The organism is Streptomyces sp. NPDC055140 (assembly GCF_053607285.1).
On sequence record NZ_JBSGTG010000003.1, the window covers coordinates 238,882 to 255,982 of the forward strand.

Consider the following 17,101-nt stretch of genomic DNA (forward strand, 5'->3'; position numbering starts at 1 on the left):
GGCGGATCGAGATCATGCGCCGCTACGGCAAGAACCCCGACGAGGACGACATCCGCGTCCGCCCCAACCGCAAGGGCAACCGCCCGCGCACGAACATCCGTCCGAAGCACGAGGACGCCGCTGACGGCATGGTCCTGACCGTGGACCGGGGCCGCCTCACCGTCCTCATCGACGACATCCCCGTCACCGCGATGAAGGCCCGCGAGCTGGGCCGCAAGGCGGCCGTGGTCGGCGACCAGGTCTCCGTCGTCGGGGATCTGTCCGGCAAGAAGGACACCCTCGCGCGCATCGTCCGCATCGGGCAGCGCACCTCCGTGCTGCGCCGCACGGCCGACGACGACGACCCGTACGAGCGCGTGGTCGTCGCGAACGCCGACCAGCTCGCCATCGTCACCGCCCTCGCGGACCCCGAGCCGCGCCCGCGCATGATCGACCGCTGCCTCGTCGCCGCGTACGACAGCGGCCTCGACCCGCTCCTCGTGCTGACCAAGTCGGACCTCGACCCGCCGGACGAACTCCTGAAGATGTACGGGGCGTTGGGCGTCCCCTATGTCGTCACCAGCCGGGACGAGCTGGAGAGCGGGGCGGCGGTCGCCCGGGTGCGCGAGCAGCTCGACGGCAAGATCACCGTGTTCGTCGGCCACTCCGGCGTCGGCAAGACGACGCTGGTGAACGCGCTGGTGCCGAAGGGCAGCCGGCGTACGACGGGCCATGTCAACGCGGTCACGGGCCGCGGCCGGCACACCACGACGTCCGCGCTCGCGCTGCCGCTGCCCGACGACAACGGCTGGGTGATCGACACCCCGGGCGTGCGCTCCTTCGGACTGCACTACGTCGACCCGTCCCGCGTCATCCACGCCTTCCCCGACCTGGAGCCGGGCACGGAGAACTGTCCGCGTGCGTGCAGCCACGACGAGCCGGACTGCGCGCTCGACGAGTGGGTCGCTCAGGGACACGCCGATCCCGCGCGTCTGTACTCACTGCGGCGGCTGCTCGCCACGAGGGAGCGACGCGAGGGCGACTGACCTCAGCGTTGTTTGCGACCGCCCCGCGACGGTAAGTGCATAATCGCACCAAGCCGGACGCAAGATCGAAACCGTACGAAGCGGTCACGGAAGTCGAAGATGCTGGAGGCAAGCACATGGCGTGGCTGCTGGTCATCGTGGCGGGGATTCTCGAGACCGGCTTCGCGGTCTGCCTGAAGCTCTCGCACGGCTTCACCCGGCTCTGGCCGACGATCGCGTTCTCGTGCTTCGCCCTCGGCAGCTTCGGCCTCCTCACGCTCGCCCTGCGCAAGCTCGACGTGGGTCCCGCGTACGCGGTGTGGACGGGCATCGGCGCTGCGGGCACCGCGATCTACGGCATGGTCTTCCTCGACGACCTGGTCTCCACCCTCAAGCTCGTCTCGATCTCGTTCGTGATCGTCGGTGTGATCGGGCTTCAGCTGTCGGGATCGGCGCACTGAGCCGCCACGCTCACACGACGTCCCGTACGCGCGGGAAGTGACAGGCAGCGCTCTGCTTCCCGGCCACCGGGCTCGCGGGCACCTCGCGCTCGCAGCGTTCCTTGTCGACCCCGTGGAGGTCCGCGTAGACGGGACAGCGCGCCCGGAAACGGCATCCTTCGTAGCGCTGCGTCGGGCTCGGCGGATCCCCGGCGAGCAGGATCCGGTCCCTCTGCCGCGCCCGCTCCCGCTCGGGGTCGGGCAGCGGCACCGCGGACAACAGGGCCTGGGTGTAAGGGTGCAGAGGCCTCTCGAAGACGTCGGCCACGGGCCCGGACTCGACGGTCCGCCCCAGGTACACGACGCTCACACGGTCCGCGATGTGCCGTACGACGGACAGGTCGTGCGAGACGAAGAGGTAGGCGAGGCCCAGTTCCGCCTTGAGCCGCTGGAGCAGGTTGAGGACGCCTGCCTGTACGGAGACGTCGAGCGCGGAGACGGGTTCGTCCAGGACGAGCAGCTCCGGCTCGACGGACAGGGCCCGAGCGATCCCGACGCGCTGCCGCTGGCCGCCGGAGAACTCGTGCGGAAAGCGCTCCGCGTGGGCGGGGTCGAGGCCGACCTGTTCCAGGAGCGCGGGGATCCGGCGCGCGATCGCCGCCCGGTCCGCGCCCTGGGCACGCAGCGGTTCGGTGATGATGTCGCCGACCGGCATCCTGGGATCCAGGGAGGCCATCGGGTCCTGGAAGACGATCTGCACGCGCCGCCGCAACGCCGCCCGCTCCGCCTTCCCGAGCCCGCCCACGGACTGCCCGAACAGCTCGACGTCCCCGGCCTCGGGCCGTGCCAGTTCGAGGAGTTCGAAGAGGGTGGTGGACTTCCCCGACCCGGACTCGCCGACGAGCGCGAGGGTCTCTCCGCCGCGGATGTCGAGGTCCACCCCGTCGACGGCGTAGACGCTCCCGACCCGCCGCCTGAAGGCGCTCCCCTTGAACACGGGAAACGTCTTCCCAAGCCCGCGCACCTTCAACACGGTTTCCCCCACCGGGCGTTCACCGCGATCGGCCATCCCGGGCACGGGGAAGACGTCCTGTGGGGTGAGCCCACCGATCTCGTCGGCGCGCACACAGGCGGCACGGTGAGGCGCCGTCGAACCCACAGGGGTCCGCAGGGAAGGCACCTCGCTCAGACACGCCTCCACCGCCAAGGGGCACCTGGGCGCAAACGCACACCCTCCGCCCAACTCCCCGGCCCCTGGCGGAGCCCCCGGCACGGGCACCAGCACATCCGCCGCCCCGTCGAGCCGCGGCACCGCCCCCATCAGCCCCAGCGTGTAGGGCATCCGGGCCTCCCGGAACACATCGTCCACGGGCCCGCTCTCGACCACACGGCCCGCGTACATGACAGCCACCCGGTCGGCCATCCCCGCGATGACCCCCAGGTCATGGCTGACCAGCACGACGGCCGCACCCGTCTCCCGCTGAGCCGTACGCAGTACGTCGAGCACCTGCGCCTGGATCGTCACGTCGAGCGCCGTCGTCGGCTCGTCGGCCACGATGACGTCGGGGTCGTTGGCCATGGCCATCGCGATCATGGCCCGCTGGCGCATGCCCCCGGAGAACTCGTGCGGGAAGGCGTCGGCGCGCGCGGCCGGTTCCGGGATCCCTACGAGGTCGAGCAGCTCGACGGCGCGTGCGCGCGCCGCTTCCCTGGACACGTTCTGGTGGGCCCGCACGGCCTCGGCTATCTGGTCCCCGATCCGGTACACGGGCGTGAAGGCCGACAGGGGATCCTGGAACACCATCCCGATCCGGCTGCCGCGCACCCGCGAGAGGGCCCGGTCGGACGCGCCGACAAGCTCCTGCCCGTCGAGCCGCACCGATCCACGGACGGCGGCGCCTGCAGGCAGCAGGCCGAGGAGGGCCAGCGCGGTCGCGGATTTCCCCGACCCCGACTCGCCCACCAGACCGAGGACCTCTCCCCGCTCCAGCGCCAGGTCCACGCCGCGTACCGCGGGCTTCCCGTCGAAGTCGACCTGGAGCCCGGACACCTCAAGCAGCACGGCGCGCACCCTTCCTCGTATTGGTCGGGCTCGTCGGATCGAACGCGTCGCGCAGCCCGTCCCCCACCAGGTTCACCGCGAGCACGAAGACGATCAGGAGCCCGGCGGGGAAGAAGAACATCCAGGGGTAGGTGATGGCCGCGCCCGTCGACGAGGCGATCAGGGTCCCCAACGAGACGTCGGGCGCCTGCACGCCGAACCCGAAGTACGACAGCGCGGTCTCGCTCATCACCGCGCCGCCGACCGCGATCGTGGCGTCGATGATCAGGAACGACACCACGTTGGGCAGGACATGCCGCCAGATGATCCGGAAGGGTCCGACGCCCATGTAGCGGGCGGCGCGCACGAATTCGCGTTCCTTGAGGGACACGGCCATCGAGCGCACCACCCGCGCGGTGATCATCCAGCCGAAGACGGCCAGCAGTCCCACGAACGCGAACCAGCCGCCTCCCCGCAGCCGCGGCGAGACGATCGCGATGATGAGGAACGAGGGGAAGACGAGGAGCAGGTCGACGACGAACATCAGCGCCCGGTCCGCCCAGCCGCCGAAGTACCCGGCGCACGCGCCCACGAGCGCCGCGAGCCCTGTCGAGAACAGGGCCACCAGAACCCCGATCACCAGGGACTTCTGGAGCCCGCGCACGGTCTGCGCGAAGACGTCCTGACCGATGCGGTTGGTGCCCCACCAGTGGTCGGCCGACGGGCCCTCGCGCAGCGCCGTGTAGTCGACCTTGCTGTACGTCCACTGGGCGAGGTACGGGCCGAGCACGGCGAGGGCGACGAGCAGCAGCAGGACCGTCGCCCCGGCGAGGGCTCCACGGTGGCTCAGGAAGCGGCGTGCGACGACGCCGGACCGGCCCCGGGGGCGTACGGCCGAGGGCACCGGGTCGAGCACGGCGCTGGTGGTGGTCATGGCAGGGGACGTCCTCGGGCGTCAGGCGCGCCGGACGCGCGGGTCGAGTGCGGCGTGCAGGGCGTCGGCGAGGAAGCCGGACAGCAGCACGACCACGGCGGCGAAGACATTGACGGCGACGACGGAGTTGACGTCGTTCTTGCCGATGGAGGAGACGAACCACTCGCCCATGCCGTGCCAGCCGAAGATCGTCTCGGTGAAGGTGGCGCCCGTGAACAGGGCGAGGAAGCCGTAGCTGAAGAACGTGGACATGGGGATGAGGGCCGTGCGCAGTCCGTGCCGCAGCAGCACCGTGCGCCTGGTCAGCCCCTTCGCCTGCGCCGTGCGCAGATAGTCGGCGCCGAGCACGTCGAGCATGGCGGAGCGCTGGTAGCGGCTGTACCCGGCGATGGCGCCGAGGGCGATGGAGATCGTCGGCAGCAGCAGGTGCACCGAGCGGTCCTTCAGGACGGCCCAGAAGCCGGAGTCGACACCCGGGCTCTTCTCGCCCGTGAACTGGATGAGCTCGGTCCCGGTCCGCTGGTTGAACCAGATGGCGCCGATCTTGAGCAACACGGCCAGCAGGAAGACCGGGGTCGAGAGCAGCGCGAACGAGGCGAGGGTCAGGGCCCGGTCGGACAGCCGGTACTGGCGCACCGCCGTCCACGCCCCGACGATCACTCCGAGCACCGTCCCGGCGATCGTGCCGAGCAGCAGCAGGCGCAGGCTCACCCCGATCCGCCGGCCGAACTCGGCGGCGACGGGCGACCCGTCGATGGTCTGCCCGAGATCGCCGTGCACCGCGTGCCCGGCCCAGGCCAGGAAGCGTTCGAGGAGTGGCTTGTGGTCGTTGACGCCCATCGCGGTGAGATGGTGGTCCACCGCCGAGGGCGACAGGGGCGGCTGGCGGCCCTCGTAGTACCCGCGCGGGTCGAGCGCGAGCGAGGCGATCAGGTAGGAGAGGCAGATGGCGACGAGCAGCAGGACCGCGTAGTAGCCGAGCCGCTTGGCCAGATATGCCGACACCGTGCCTGCCCTCTTAGCGGATTGCGCCGAACTCTCGCTGAAACACACCTGATGACGACTGGGGACCGTGCCCGGCTCCCCCCATCGGCTGTCATCGATGCAGGTCATCGGCTTTCAACTCCAGCATGATCGCGGGTTGTTGCTGTTTTGTGAAGAGCGCATGTCAAGGTCGCCGCACTCTTCCGCCGTCAACTCCCGCGGGTCTACGGTCTCGGCTGACATGCGGCCGCTCCGCCGCCGCAGCCCGGACCGAAGGAAGCCCCATGCGCAGATCCACCGTCACCGCCGTCGCCGCAGCCCTGTCGGCCACCCTGGTGCTGGCGGGCTGCGGGTCGTCCGACGACGACAAGCCGGCCCGGAAGAGGGCCGCGCCGGCGGTGGACGGTCAGGACATCAACGCGCATCCGGTGAGCGATCTCCGGCAGGGCGGGACGCTGAAGATGGGCCTGTCGACATGGCCCGCCAACTTCAACTGGAACACCCCCGACGGCTTCATGGGCGACGCCCAGGAGGTCGACGCGGCGGTGCTGCCCGACCTGTTCGACAACGACGCCAAGGGCGCCCAGCACGTCAACCCGAACTTCCTGGTCTCGGCGAAGGTCGTCTCCACCGACCCCCAGGTCGTGGAGTACGAGCTGAACCCGAAGGCCAAGTGGTCCGACGGAAAGCCGCTGAGCTGGAAGGACTTCCAGGCCCAGTGGAAGGCCCTGAGCGGGTCGGACAAGGACTACGAGGCGGCCGTCACCGACGGCTACGAGCAGATATCCAAGGTCGAGCAGGGCAAGGACGAGCACGGCGTCAGGATCACCTTCGACAAGCCGTACGCGGAGTGGCAGAACCTCTTCGACCCGCTGTACCCGGCGGCGTACATCGACACCCCGGAGAAGTTCAACAAGGGGTGGACGCAGAAGGTCCCGGTCACGGGGAACGCCTTCAAGATCAAGAACATCGACAAGACGGCCCAGACGATCACCATCGTGCCGGACCCCGGCTGGTGGGGTCCCAAGCCCAAGCTGGACTCCGTCGTCTACCGGATCGTCGACTTCACCGCGACCACCGAGGCATACCTCAACAAGGAGATCGACTCCGCCACCGCGCTGCTGCCCGAGGACTACAAGCGCCTCGTGAAGTCGACCGGCACGGACATCCGGCGCGGCGCGCGCTGGGACGAGGTGCACATCGCGCTCAACGGCGCGCACGGCCCGCTGAAGGACGTCCGCGTGCGCCAGGCGCTCGGCAACGCGATCGACCGCAAGGGCATCAACGCCGCCTTCAGCAAGGATCTCTCCTTCGAACTGAAGCCGCTCGACAACCACTTGTTCATGCCCAACCAGGAGGGCTACCAGAACAACTCGGGCGAGTACGGGAAGTACGACCCCGAGAAGGCGAACAAGCTGCTCGACGAGGCCGGCTGGAAGTCGGCCGGCGAGGGGAAGACGCGTACCAAGGGCGGCAAGGAGCTCACGCTCGAGTACACGCTGAGCGCGGGCAGTTCGTCGGCCCAGGTCGACCAGGCGGAGCTGGTGCAGCAGCAGCTGGCGGCCGTCGGCATCAAGGTCACGCTGAAGAAGGTCCCGGCGAACGACTACTTCCCGAAGTTCGTGAACACCGGCAACTTCGACCTGACGAGCTTCCGCAACGTCGACGCCGTCTTCAAGAGCGTCGTCGTCCCGACCTTCGTCCAGCCGCAGGGCAAGAACCTCTTCCAGAACTACGGCTCCATCGGTTCCCCGAAGATCGACGGTCTGCTGAAGAAGGCCCAGCGGACCACCGACACCACCGAGGCGAACAAGCTCTACAACGAGGCCGACAAGGAGCTGTGGAAGCTCGGCCACTCCATCGAGCTGTACCAGCGGCCGCAGATTGTCGCGGTCCGCTCGAGCCTCGCGAACTTCGGCGCCGATGGCCTCGCCAGCAGCGACTACACGAAGATCGGCTGGCTCAAGTAGCTGACCGGGTAGGTCGCTTCAGGCGGTGGCGCCCCGGCGCCGGTGCGGCAGCGCCTCTCTCACGAGGCGCCCCACCCCACCGTCGCCCGGCGGGGCTAGCAGACAGGACAGGGCGAGCCGGACGGCCAGTTCGCAGTCGCGGGCCAGCTGGTCCGCCTCCGCCCTCGGTCGCCCCGCCGAACGGAGCGCGGCCGCGGCCCGCTCGCGGACCAGCTTCACCAGGTCGCCGGGACCGGGGAGCGGCCCGTCGGCCCGCCGCTGTGCGGGCACGGTGGACGACGAGGGCACCCCGCCAGACGCCGGGGCAGGTAAGCGCTCACCCCAGCAGCCGGTGAGCACGGCCCGTACGAGTGCGCTGGAGCCCGCCGCGGTGACGGTCCACTCCGCGACGGCCTCGATCCCGGCCTCCTTCACGGCCCGGTCGACGCCGGCCAGATAGGCGTCCACCTCGCGCCGGACCAGGGCTCGCGCGAGCCCGTCCTTGGTACCGAACTCGTTGTAGAGGGTCTGCCGGGACACCCCGGCGACGGCCGCCACGTCGATCATCCGCACCAGGGGCCAGGGGCGTCCGGCCAGCGCCGTACCGGCCGCGTCGAGCAAGGACTCCCGCGCTGTGGGCATCGTCGCCTCCCCACGCCGTAGCGGCTCAACCGCCAGGGTTGACGCGCCCGTGTGCCCTGTCAATAGCCCACGCGGGCCGCCGGGCCCAGCGCCCTGTGGCCCCGGACCGACCTCGATCGATACTGTTCACCCATGCCCGACTATCACGATGATCTGCGTCTCGCCCACGTCCTCGCGGACGCCGCCGACGCGGCGACCATGGGCCGGTTCAAGGCCCTCGACCTGAAGGTCGAGACCAAGCCGGACATGACGCCGGTGAGCGAGGCCGACAAGGCCGCGGAGGAGCTCATCCGCGGTCAGCTCAAGCGGGCACGGCCGCGGGACGCGATCCTCGGCGAGGAGTACGGGATCGAGGGCACGGGCCCGCGCCGCTGGGTCGTCGACCCGATCGACGGCACCAAGAACTATGTGCGCGGCGTGCCGGTCTGGGCGACGCTCATCTCGCTGATGGAGGCGGGCGAGGGCGGCTACCAGCCGGTGGTCGGCGTCGTCTCCGCGCCGGCGCTCGGCCGCCGCTGGTGGGCGGCGAAGGGCGCGGGCGCCTACACGGGCCGCAGCCTGACGTCGGCCTCGCGCCTGCACGTCTCGAAGGTCGGGCGCCTCGCGGACGCGTCCTTCGCCTACTCCTCGCTGAGCGGCTGGGAGGAGCAGGGCCGGCTCGACGGCTTCCTCGACCTCACGCGCGCGGTGTGGCGCACGCGCGGTTACGGCGACTTCTGGCCGTACATGATGGTCGCCGAGGGCTCGGTCGACATGGCGGCGGAGCCGGAGCTCTCCCTGTGGGACATGGCGGCGAACGCGATCATCGTGACGGAGGCGGGCGGCGTCTTCACCGGCCTCGACGGGCGCCACGGCCCGCACAGCGGCAACGCGGCGGCGTCGAACGGCCTGCTCCACGGCGAGCTGCTGAGCTACCTGCAGACGTGAGCCTCACGCCGCTACGGCGTGCGGAAGCACCGTAGCGGCGCAACGGACCTTCCGCGCCCCCTTGTTGACGGCCCGAACGGCTGCGACTCTGAGAGTCCCCCCACTTGTGAACTTGTGAATCCGTTCTCCAGGTCGGGACCGGAGGCAATCCTTCGGCATCCCGGAGGCCGCGGATTCACCAAGGAGGTGGCTCACGCCCATGCTCGTCCGCGACGCCATGAGCACGATGGTCCTCACCATCGGCCCCGCCCACACGCTGCGCAGGTCGGCCCGACTGATGTCCGAGCGCCGCGTCGGCGCGGCGGTCGTCCTCGACCCCGACACCTGCGGAATCGGCATTCTGACCGAGCGCGACATCCTCAACTCGATCGGCCTCGGCCAGAACCCGGACCACGAGATCGCCGGCACCCACACCACGACCGACGTCGTCTTCGCCGCCCCGGCGTGGACGCTCCAGGAGGCCGCCGAGGCCATGGCCCACGGCGGCTTCCGGCATCTCATCGTGCTCGACGACCAGGAGCCGGTCGGCATCGTGTCGGTCCGCGACATCATCCGCTGCTGGGCCCCGGCCCGCCGCCGGTCGACGACACTGGTGAGCTAGGACCGCGCGTCAGGCGCACAAGAGGGCCGGCCCCCGAAGGGAGCCGGCCCTCTGCCTGCGTCAAGCGTCCCGGTCAGCCGCGAAGGGCCTGGACCGCGGCCTCGAGGCGCTTGCCGAAGTCACCGTCCGCCTGGCGGAAGTTGCCGATCGCGCGCTCGGCGATGTCGTCGCGGGAGACGCCCGCGATGTTGCCCGCGAGGTTCTCGATCAGACGGGCCTTCTCGTCCTCGGACATCAGGCGGTAGAGGTTGCCCGCCTGCACGAAGTCGTCGTCCTCGACGTGCGAGGGAGCCTCGTGGTTGCCGGTGCCGCCGGTGACCGGCGTCGACACCCACAGCGGCCGGTCCGTCTGGAACGGGCCTCCGAAGGAGTTCGGCTCGTAGTTCTTCCCGCCCTTGTGGCGGCCGTCGTACAGGAAGCCGTCACGGGAGTTGGTGCGCGCCTCGGCGGCGTGCGGGCGGTTCACCGGCAGGTGGTCAGCGTTGATACCGACGCGGTAGCGGTGCGCGTCGCCGTACGCGAAGAGGCGGCCCTGGAGCATCTTGTCGGGCGAAGGGCCGATGCCCGGCACGAAGTGCGCGGGGCTGAAGATGGACTGCTCGACCTCGGCGAAGATGTTCTCCGGGTTGCGGTTGAGCTCCAGCTTGCCGATCTCGATCGGCGGGTAGTCCTCGTGCGGCCACACCTTGGTGAGGTCGAACGGGTTGAAGCGGTAGTTCGCCGCGTCGGCGGCCGGCATGATCTGCACCTGCACGGTCCAGGACGGGAACTCGCCGCGCTCGATGGCCTCGCGCAGGTCGCGCTGATGCGAGTCCGGGTCCTCACCGGCGAGCCTCGCGGCCTCGTCGGCGGTGAGGTTCTTGATCCCCTGGTCGGTCTTGAAGTGGTACTTGACCCAGAAGACCTCGCCGGCCTCGTTGTTCCACTGGTACGTGTGCGAGCCGTACCCGTTCATGTGGCGCAGCGTCGCCGGGATGCCGCGGTCGCCGAAGAGCCAGGTGACCTGGTGCGTCGACTCGGGACTCAGGCCCCAGAAGTCCCACACGTTGTCGGCCTCCTGCGAGCCCGTGTAGGGGTCGCGCTTCTGCGTGTGGATGAAGTCGGGGAACTTGATGGCGTCCTTGATGAAGAACACCGGGGTGTTGTTGCCGACGAGGTCGTAGTTCCCCTCCTCGGTGTAGAACTTCAGCGCGAAGCCGCGGGGGTCACGCACGGCGTCCGCGGAGCCGAGACTGCCGGCGACGGTGGAGAACCGCAGGAACGTCTCGGTCTGCTTGCCGACCTCGGAGAGGAACTTGGCCCGCGTCCACCGCGAGACGTCCCGGGTCAGCGTGAACGTGCCGTACGCACCGGCGCCGCGGGCGTGCACGATGCGCTCCGGGATGCGCTCGCGGTTGAAGTGCGCGAGCTTCTCGAGCAGCGCCTGGTCCTGGACCAGTACAGGCCCGCCGACGCCCGCGGTCTCGCTGTTCTGGTTGTCGGCGACCGGCGCGCCGGCCTCCGTGGTGAGCGGTCCCTGCGACGTCACGTGCGCCTCCTGCCCCGGTGCAAGCACCGGCTCCACTGGAGCGGCTGTTGCCGCGCCCTCATCTGCTGCAAGTCCTGTCCCTTGGCCAAAGCCGTTTCCGATCCTACAATGGACAATGTCTAAGTCAAGTGGACTTCCAAAGTCACACCCGTTCGGGACCTGGTCCCTCCGCCTGTTAGGCTGGCCCTCATGAGTGACCTGCTGGAACGACTGCGCGGACGCGGCTGGCGTATGACCGCACAGCGGCGCGTCGTGGCCGAGGTCCTCGACGGGGACCATGTACACCTGACGGCCGACGAGGTGCATGCGCGCGCCGTCGCCAAGCTCCCCGAGATCTCGCGGGCGACCGTCTACAACACGCTCGGCGAGATGGTCTCCCTCGGTGAGGTCATCGAGGTCGCCACGGACAAGCGCGCCAAGCGCTACGACCCGAACGCGCACCGCCCGCACCAGCACCTGGTCTGCGCCCGGTGCGGCGCGATCCGCGACGTCCACCCGAGCGGCAACCCCCTCACCGACCTCCCCGACTCCGAGCGCTTCGGCTTCACGGTCTCGGACGTCGAGGTGACGTACCGGGGCGTCTGCCCGAACTGCGCGACGGCGTAGCGCACACGACTCCTCCGAAGAGGGCCCGCACCGAACGGTGCGGGCCCTCTTTGCTCACCCCTCTCGCACACCCCTTTGGTACGTATCTCAACAACCCGCCCCCTTCCCCAATCTGACGACCCGTCATATCGTCGGCGGCGCCCACCTCCACCGCACCCCGGGAGGGAAACCGTGGGAGATCCGCACCCCAAACTCCAAGCCCGCACACTCACCCGGTCCTTCGGCCGAGGCCACCGCACGGTGGCGGCCCTCGGCCCTCTCGACCTCACCATCGCCCCCGGCGAGTTCACCTGCGTGGTCGGCCCCTCCGGCTGCGGGAAGTCCACCCTCCTGCGCATCGCCGCCGGCCTGCTGCGCCCGACCGCCGGAGAGCTGGCCATCCGCACCGACAGCGCCCGGCCGGCCGCGATGATCTTCCAGGACTACGGGATCTACGACTGGAAGACGGTCCTGGCCAACGTGCGCTTCGGCCTCGACATCCAGAAGGTCCCCCGCCGGGAGGCCGACGCCCGGGCCACCGACTGGCTCACCCGCATGGGCCTCGCCGACTTCGCGGACGCCTATCCGTCCGCGCTGTCCGGCGGCATGCGCCAGCGCGTCGCCATCGCCCGCGCGCTCGCCGTAGAGCCCGAGATCCTCCTCATGGACGAGCCGTTCGCGGCCCTCGACGCCCAGCTGCGCACGATCCTCCAGGACGAGCTCCTCGACCTCACCCAGACCACCCGCACCACCACCCTCTTCATCACCCACAGCCTGGAGGAGGCGATCGTGCTGGGCGACCGCGTCCTCGTGATGTCGGCCCGGCCGGGCCGCATCATCGCCGAGCGCCGCCCGCCGTTCGCCCGGCCGCGCACCGGCGACATCCGCTCGACGCCCGAATTCACCGCCCTGAAAGGCGAGTTGTGGGATCTACTGCGGGGCGAGGTACGGCGCGACGAGGTGGTCCCGGCATGACGACGACCGCCCCGAAGGAAGACACGACGCTCCTGGTCAGACGGCCGGGCCCACAGGAGCTGCACCCCGCCCGCACCCACCGCAGGCGCCGCGCCCTCGAACTCTCGCTCGCCGTCGCCGTCCCTCTCGTCCTGGTCCTGCTGTGGCAGCTCGCCGCCACCCAGGCGTGGATCGACGACCGCGTCTACCCGGCGCCGTCCACGATCCTCGTCGACGGCTGGCACCGCGCCGCGGACGGCGACCTGTGGCCGGACGTGTGGGCCACCCTCAAGCGCGTACTCGCCGGATACGCGATCGGCACCGTCACCGGATACGCCCTCGGCCTCCTGATGGGCTCGCTCTCCGTCGTCCGCGCCGCCCTCGAACCGATGCTGGACGCGCTCTACGTCGTCCCGAAGCTGGCCCTGCTGCCGATCTTCCTGAACATGTTCGGCCTCGGTGAGGGCCCGCAGATCGCGCTGGTCGCCACGACCGTCTTCTTCTTCGTCTGGATCTCGACGATGGCGGCGGTGCTCGCCGTCCCCTCCGGTCACCGGGACGCCGGCCAGGTCTTCGGCGCCTCGCCGTGGCAGATGTTCCGGCACGTCCTGCTTCCCGCGTCGCTGCCCGCGGTCCTGGTCGGCGCCCGCATCGCCGCGGGCGTCGCGGTCCTCGTGATCGTCGCCTCCGAGCAGATCGCGGCCACGAACGGCCTCGGCCACCTGATCTTCGACGCCCGCGCCCTCTTCCAGAACGACGTGATGTTCGTCGGCATCGTCTGTGTCGCCGTACTCGGCGTCGTCTTCTCCGAACTGGTGCGCATCGCGGGCCGGCTGCTCACCCCGTGGGCGCCGCGCGACCGCGGCCGCGGCCAGTCCTGACCTCCACCGCCCCTTCCCGTACGGAGAATCCATGCGCACCAGACTCGTCTGTACGACCCTGCTCGCGACCGGCGCCCTGCTCGCCTCGGCCGGCTGCGGCGGCAACAGCAACTCCTCGTCGGACACGGCCGCGAAGCCCCGCACGGTCAAGGCGGTGGCGGGCTGCGGGAAGACCGGCTGGACCGATCCGTCGGACCTGTCCGCCGACCGCGCACCCGCCCGCTGCGACAAGGGCGCCCCGGCCCCGGTGAAGCTCGCGAAGACCCGCAAGCTCACCATCGCGACCGGCACCCTGAGCGCCGAGTACGTGGCCCCGCTCGAACTGGCCGTGCAGAAGGGCGAGTTCAAGAAAGAGGGTCTCGACGTCACCCTGAAGGTCCTGCCGACCCCGGACGCGCTCCCGCTGCTGGCCAAGGGGGACATCGACGCACAGTGGGCGGCGCCCGAGGCCGCGGTGATGAACGGCGTCAGCGGCGGCTTCGACATCAAGTGGGTCGCCGGGAACTTCTCCCCGGACCCGAAGTCCAAGAGCGGTATGTGGGTGCGCCTGAAGAAGGGGCAGAGCCCGGACCACGTGCCGATGGCGGGACGCAGGCTCGGCACGATGATCGGCAAGGGCTCGGTCATCTCGTACCCCATGGACAAGGCGCTGAAGAAGCACGGCGGCGGTCTCGACAAGATCCAGTTCCAGCAGCTCGGCTCGGCCGACGTCCTGACCGCGCTCCAGAACGGCGGGGTCGACTCGGCCTGGCTGCTCGACCCGGTGTGGCGCAAGGTCGACGGCGACAAGCGGTACGCGTTCCTCGGCGGCCAGCCGCTCGGCGAACCCCTCGGCGGTCTCCTGTTCGGCCCGAAGCTCCTCAAGGAGGACCCGGACGCCGGGGTCGCATTGCTGCGCGCGTACATCCGCACGGTCAACACGTACTTCGCGGGCGACTACAAGGAGGACCCGGCGTTCGTCACCGACCTCGCCGGGCTCCTGAAGACCGACAAGGCCGTATTGCAGTCGACGCCGTCGCTGCGGATGGACTGGGAGATCAGGGCGGGCACGACGGACCGTCTCCAGGCCGCGTACCGCGCGGCGGGCGTCTCCAAGGGGGACCCGCTGCCGGAGGACAAGGTCGTGGACCGGGCGCTGTACGGGGAGGCGGTGGGCCACAAGCCGTGAGCCGGGCGCACCCGGCCGGAAACAGAGCTGAGGCCCGGAACCAATGGTTCCGGGCCTCAGGCCTTCAGTAGCGGGGACAGGATTTGAACCTGCGACCTCTGGGTTATGAGCCCAGCGAGCTACCGAGCTGCTCCACCCCGCGTCGGTAAACACGACTCTACGCGAGCGCCCCCGACCAGCGCAAATCCCTTCCGGCGCCTGGCCTGCGCGGGCGAAAAGGGGCGGACCAGGGGCGGAGAATCGGGGTGCGGCAGGGGCCCGGACGGGCCTCCGCCGCACCCTCACATGCCTCCGTTACGCGGACAGCTCCGACCGCAGTGCGTCCCGCAGCCGCCCGGCCCGCTCGGACACCTCGGCCGGACCGAGCTCCACGGCCCGGTGCGCCCACCGCTGCCCCTCGACGAGGTCGCCGCGGCGCGCGCACAACAGCGCGAGCCGCAGCGCCGCGCGCCCGTGCCCGGCGTCGGCCGCGCGCGTCCACCACAGCGCGGCCTCCGGCTCGCTCCCCTCGCGGGCGAGCAGCAGCCCGAGGTTGAACGCACCGTTGCGCGAGCCCGCCTCCGCGGCCTCGCGGTACCAGCGCGCCGCGCAGACGATGTCGCCCCGCGCCGCGGCCAGCATGCCGACCCGCACCTGCGCGCGCCGGTGCCCCTGCTCGGCGGCCCGCTCGTACCACTCCTCGCACTCGGCGCGCTCACTGACGCACTCTCCGAGCGCGGGAGGCCCGACCGGGGGCTGCCGCGCGTCGAGCACCGTGGCCAGGCGGTACGCGCCCTCCGCACTGCCCCCGCCGGCGGCGCACCGCAGATGCCGCTCGGCGTCCCGCTCGTCGCCGTCGCGCAGCCGGGCGATCCCGGCCTGGAGCGCGGCCTCGGTGTGCCCGCCCGCCGCGGCCCGCTCGTACCACTGGAGGGCGGCGCCCTCGTCGCCCCGGCCCGCGTACAGGATGCCGAGGTTGAAGGCGGCGTCCACGCTGCCCGCCTCGGCGGCCTTGGAGAACCACGGTTCGGCGCCTGCCGCGTCGCCGCCCTGGAGGAGCAGCACGGCCAGCGCGTTCGCCGCCTCGCGGTGGCCCGCGTACGCGGCACGCCGGTACCACTGGTCGGCCTGCGCGGTGCGGCCCTGTTCGGCGCAGAGCAGGCCGAGGTTGTACGCGCCGTTGATGTCGCCCGCGTCCATGGCCGCGCGGTACCAGCGCTCGGCGGTCTGGGTCTCGCCGCGCTGGGCGTGCAGGGCGCCGAGCGCGTTGGCCGCGTTGCCGTCACCCTCCTGGGCGGCGCGCAGCCACCAGACCCCGGCGCTCTCCTCGTCACCGGCGTCGCGCAGCAGGAAGCCGAGCGCGCAGGCGGCGCGGGGCTCGCCGTCCTTCGCGGAGTTCAGGTACCAGCGGCCGGCCTCCTTGAGTTCTCCGCGCTTCTCCAGGATCGCGCCGAGGTGCAGGGCGGCCCGGCGGTGTCCGCGCGCGGCGGCCTGCCGGTACCACTGCTCGGCCTCCGCGGCCACGGGCAGCTTCCTGCGGGCGCCGGTCGCGGTCGCCTCGCCGGGGGCGCCGCTGTCGTCGTCGGCGGGCGCGGGCGCACCACGGAGCGCTCCCTCGGGGCGCTCCTGTGTGGCGCGCCGGTCGAGGGTGCGGGCGAGCCGGTAGGCGGCCTCGCGGTGGCCGTGCTCGGCGGCGGCGCGCATCCAGCGCTCGGCGCCGACATCGCTGCGGTGTTCGAGGAGGTCGGCGAGCGCGTACGCGCCGAGGGCGTGGCCCTGTTCGGCGGACTGCCGCAGCCAGTATTCGGCGGCGGGCTCGTCGCCGCGCTCGCGGTGGTGGCGGCCGAGCGCGTGCGCGGCGGGGGCGGATCCGGCGACGGCGGCGATGCGCCACCAGCCGGCGGCCTCGTCCGCGTATCCGCGCTGATGCAGCAGGACACCGAGGTTGTTGGCGGCGGCGCGGTCGCCCGCGGCGGTGGCAGCGCGCAGCTGGGGCTCGGCTCCGTCGAGGTCACCGCGGCGCAGCAGCATGGCTCCGAGGACACTCATCGCCTCGACTTCGCCGGACTCGGCGGCCGGCCGATGGCGTGCTTCCTCGGCGGCCGCCCCGGGTTCCTCCCGGTCGGCCGGCTGCACAAACCGCCCTGTCTCCAACAGAGTTGCCTTGTCCCCCATAACGTCCATCGTCGCACCACCTGCAACCTGGGTACACCTGGTATACCGCAGCCAGTGAGGTCACTACAGCGTTTTGTCGACATGCCCACAGAGAGATAAGTGAAACACAAAAACTTCAACTACCCCCGAGAGAGGCACGCTTCGCACGTACGGACGGTTCCCGCGCACACGACGAAGGCCCGGATCCTGAAAGATCAGGATCCGGGCCTTTGTCTTCAGTAGCGGGGACAGGATTTGAACCTGCGACCTCTGGGTTATGAGCCCAGCGAGCTACCGAGCTGCTCCACCCCGCGCCGTTGTGTTCAAACC

At 70.7% G+C, this 17,101-nt stretch carries 15 protein-coding genes and 2 tRNA genes; 9 read left to right on the top strand and 8 right to left on the bottom strand.

Going from position 1 to position 17,101, the window contains the following annotated elements:
• Nucleotides 1-14: 14 nt before the first annotated feature.
• Entirely contained in the window at nucleotides 15-1,025 is a 1,011-nt protein-coding gene (gene rsgA, locus ACWFR4_RS08775; protein ID WP_453651631.1) for a ribosome small subunit-dependent GTPase A, read from the top strand.
• A gap of 116 nt (nucleotides 1,026-1,141) precedes the next feature.
• Nucleotides 1,142-1,465: a DMT family transporter gene (locus ACWFR4_RS08780; protein ID WP_100595965.1), complete on the top strand. Its 324-nt coding sequence runs from the start codon at nucleotides 1,142-1,144 to the stop codon at nucleotides 1,463-1,465.
• A gap of 10 nt (nucleotides 1,466-1,475) precedes the next feature.
• On the opposite strand, the gene ACWFR4_RS08785 is transcribed toward ACWFR4_RS08780, so the two are convergent.
• The 3 genes from ACWFR4_RS08785 to ACWFR4_RS08795 are packed head-to-tail and all read right to left on the bottom strand — an operon-like array spanning nucleotide 1,476 to nucleotide 5,424.
• Nucleotides 1,476-3,515, bottom strand: a complete 2,040-nt coding sequence (locus tag ACWFR4_RS08785) for a dipeptide ABC transporter ATP-binding protein (protein ID WP_453651633.1) — start codon at nucleotides 3,513-3,515, stop codon at nucleotides 1,476-1,478.
• A complete protein-coding gene (locus ACWFR4_RS08790; RefSeq protein WP_453651635.1) occupies nucleotides 3,496-4,419 on the bottom strand; it encodes an ABC transporter permease in 924 nt (307 codons plus the stop codon). Before ACWFR4_RS08790 ends, ACWFR4_RS08785 begins: the two co-directional genes overlap by 20 nt.
• Before the next feature lie 21 nt (nucleotides 4,420-4,440).
• The gene (locus ACWFR4_RS08795; protein WP_453651637.1) at nucleotides 4,441-5,424 is read right to left on the bottom strand and encodes an ABC transporter permease; all 984 of its coding nucleotides are present in this window, start codon (nucleotides 5,422-5,424) and stop codon (nucleotides 4,441-4,443) included.
• 263 nt (nucleotides 5,425-5,687) lie between these two features.
• On the opposite strand from ACWFR4_RS08795, the gene ACWFR4_RS08800 reads away from it, so the two are divergent.
• Nucleotides 5,688-7,373 (top strand): ABC transporter substrate-binding protein, encoded by a 1,686-nt coding sequence (locus tag ACWFR4_RS08800; RefSeq protein ID WP_453651639.1) that lies wholly within the window; start codon nucleotides 5,688-5,690, stop codon nucleotides 7,371-7,373.
• 18 nt (nucleotides 7,374-7,391) lie between these two features.
• On the opposite strand, the gene ACWFR4_RS08805 is transcribed toward ACWFR4_RS08800, so the two are convergent.
• On the bottom strand, nucleotides 7,392-7,994 hold the full coding sequence (locus ACWFR4_RS08805; RefSeq protein WP_453651641.1) for a TetR/AcrR family transcriptional regulator: 603 nt from the start codon (nucleotides 7,992-7,994) through the stop codon (nucleotides 7,392-7,394).
• 132 nt (nucleotides 7,995-8,126) lie between these two features.
• Here ACWFR4_RS08805 and hisN point away from each other — a divergent pair, with 132 nt between their 5' ends.
• Together hisN and ACWFR4_RS08815 are read left to right on the top strand one after the other, a co-directional pair.
• A complete protein-coding gene (gene hisN, locus ACWFR4_RS08810; RefSeq protein WP_453463141.1) occupies nucleotides 8,127-8,921 on the top strand; it encodes a histidinol-phosphatase in 795 nt (264 codons plus the stop codon).
• Between the two features lie 199 nt (nucleotides 8,922-9,120).
• Entirely contained in the window at nucleotides 9,121-9,522 is a 402-nt protein-coding gene (locus ACWFR4_RS08815) for a CBS domain-containing protein (protein ID WP_266560317.1), read from the top strand.
• Between the two features lie 73 nt (nucleotides 9,523-9,595).
• Here ACWFR4_RS08815 and ACWFR4_RS08820 read toward each other — a convergent pair whose 3' ends face one another.
• Nucleotides 9,596-11,077: a catalase gene (locus tag ACWFR4_RS08820; RefSeq protein WP_453463139.1), complete on the bottom strand. Its 1,482-nt coding sequence runs from the start codon at nucleotides 11,075-11,077 to the stop codon at nucleotides 9,596-9,598.
• 162 nt (nucleotides 11,078-11,239) lie between these two features.
• On the opposite strand from ACWFR4_RS08820, the gene ACWFR4_RS08825 reads away from it, so the two are divergent.
• From ACWFR4_RS08825 to ACWFR4_RS08840, 4 genes are all read left to right on the top strand, one after another.
• The gene (locus ACWFR4_RS08825; protein ID WP_355692480.1) at nucleotides 11,240-11,656 is read left to right on the top strand and encodes a Fur family transcriptional regulator; all 417 of its coding nucleotides are present in this window, start codon (nucleotides 11,240-11,242) and stop codon (nucleotides 11,654-11,656) included.
• A 171-nt stretch (nucleotides 11,657-11,827) separates the two neighbouring features.
• On the top strand, nucleotides 11,828-12,610 hold the full coding sequence (locus tag ACWFR4_RS08830; protein ID WP_362903853.1) for an ABC transporter ATP-binding protein: 783 nt from the start codon (nucleotides 11,828-11,830) through the stop codon (nucleotides 12,608-12,610).
• The gene (locus tag ACWFR4_RS08835; RefSeq protein WP_405478652.1) at nucleotides 12,607-13,470 is read left to right on the top strand and encodes an ABC transporter permease; all 864 of its coding nucleotides are present in this window, start codon (nucleotides 12,607-12,609) and stop codon (nucleotides 13,468-13,470) included. Before ACWFR4_RS08830 ends, ACWFR4_RS08835 begins: the two co-directional genes overlap by 4 nt.
• A 31-nt stretch (nucleotides 13,471-13,501) precedes the next feature.
• Nucleotides 13,502-14,638, top strand: a complete 1,137-nt coding sequence (locus tag ACWFR4_RS08840; protein ID WP_453651643.1) for an ABC transporter substrate-binding protein — start codon at nucleotides 13,502-13,504, stop codon at nucleotides 14,636-14,638.
• Nucleotides 14,639-14,706: 68 nt separating this feature from the next.
• Here the strand turns inward: ACWFR4_RS08840 and ACWFR4_RS08845 are convergent.
• The 3 genes from ACWFR4_RS08845 to ACWFR4_RS08855 all read right to left on the bottom strand — a co-directional run bounded on the left by ACWFR4_RS08845 (nucleotide 14,707) and on the right by ACWFR4_RS08855 (nucleotide 17,085).
• A tRNA-Met gene (locus tag ACWFR4_RS08845) sits at nucleotides 14,707-14,780 on the bottom strand.
• A 152-nt stretch (nucleotides 14,781-14,932) separates the two neighbouring features.
• Nucleotides 14,933-16,801 (bottom strand): sel1 repeat family protein, encoded by a 1,869-nt coding sequence (locus ACWFR4_RS08850; protein WP_453651645.1) that lies wholly within the window; start codon nucleotides 16,799-16,801, stop codon nucleotides 14,933-14,935.
• Nucleotides 16,802-17,011: 210 nt separating this feature from the next.
• Nucleotides 17,012-17,085 (bottom strand) — tRNA-Met (locus ACWFR4_RS08855).
• Nucleotides 17,086-17,101 lie beyond the last annotated feature (16 nt).

Bases quoted from the DNA above. Each gene is read 5' to 3' on its own strand.
- ACWFR4_RS08825 (WP_355692480.1), top strand. From the start codon at position 11,240: ATGAGTGACCTGCTGGAACGACTGCGCGGACGCGGCTGGCGTATGACC.
- hisN (WP_453463141.1), top strand. From the start codon at position 8,127: ATGCCCGACTATCACGATGATCTGCGTCTCGCCCACGTCCTCGCGGAC.
- ACWFR4_RS08850 (WP_453651645.1), bottom strand. From the start codon at position 16,801: ATGGACGTTATGGGGGACAAGGCAACTCTGTTGGAGACAGGGCGGTTT.
- ACWFR4_RS08800 (WP_453651639.1), top strand. From the start codon at position 5,688: ATGCGCAGATCCACCGTCACCGCCGTCGCCGCAGCCCTGTCGGCCACC.
- rsgA (WP_453651631.1), top strand. From the start codon at position 15: ATGCGCCGCTACGGCAAGAACCCCGACGAGGACGACATCCGCGTCCGC.
- ACWFR4_RS08790 (WP_453651635.1), bottom strand. From the start codon at position 4,419: ATGACCACCACCAGCGCCGTGCTCGACCCGGTGCCCTCGGCCGTACGC.
- ACWFR4_RS08840 (WP_453651643.1), top strand. From the start codon at position 13,502: ATGCGCACCAGACTCGTCTGTACGACCCTGCTCGCGACCGGCGCCCTG.
- ACWFR4_RS08805 (WP_453651641.1), bottom strand. From the start codon at position 7,994: ATGCCCACAGCGCGGGAGTCCTTGCTCGACGCGGCCGGTACGGCGCTG.
- ACWFR4_RS08835 (WP_405478652.1), top strand. From the start codon at position 12,607: ATGACGACGACCGCCCCGAAGGAAGACACGACGCTCCTGGTCAGACGG.
- ACWFR4_RS08780 (WP_100595965.1), top strand. From the start codon at position 1,142: ATGGCGTGGCTGCTGGTCATCGTGGCGGGGATTCTCGAGACCGGCTTC.
- ACWFR4_RS08815 (WP_266560317.1), top strand. From the start codon at position 9,121: ATGCTCGTCCGCGACGCCATGAGCACGATGGTCCTCACCATCGGCCCC.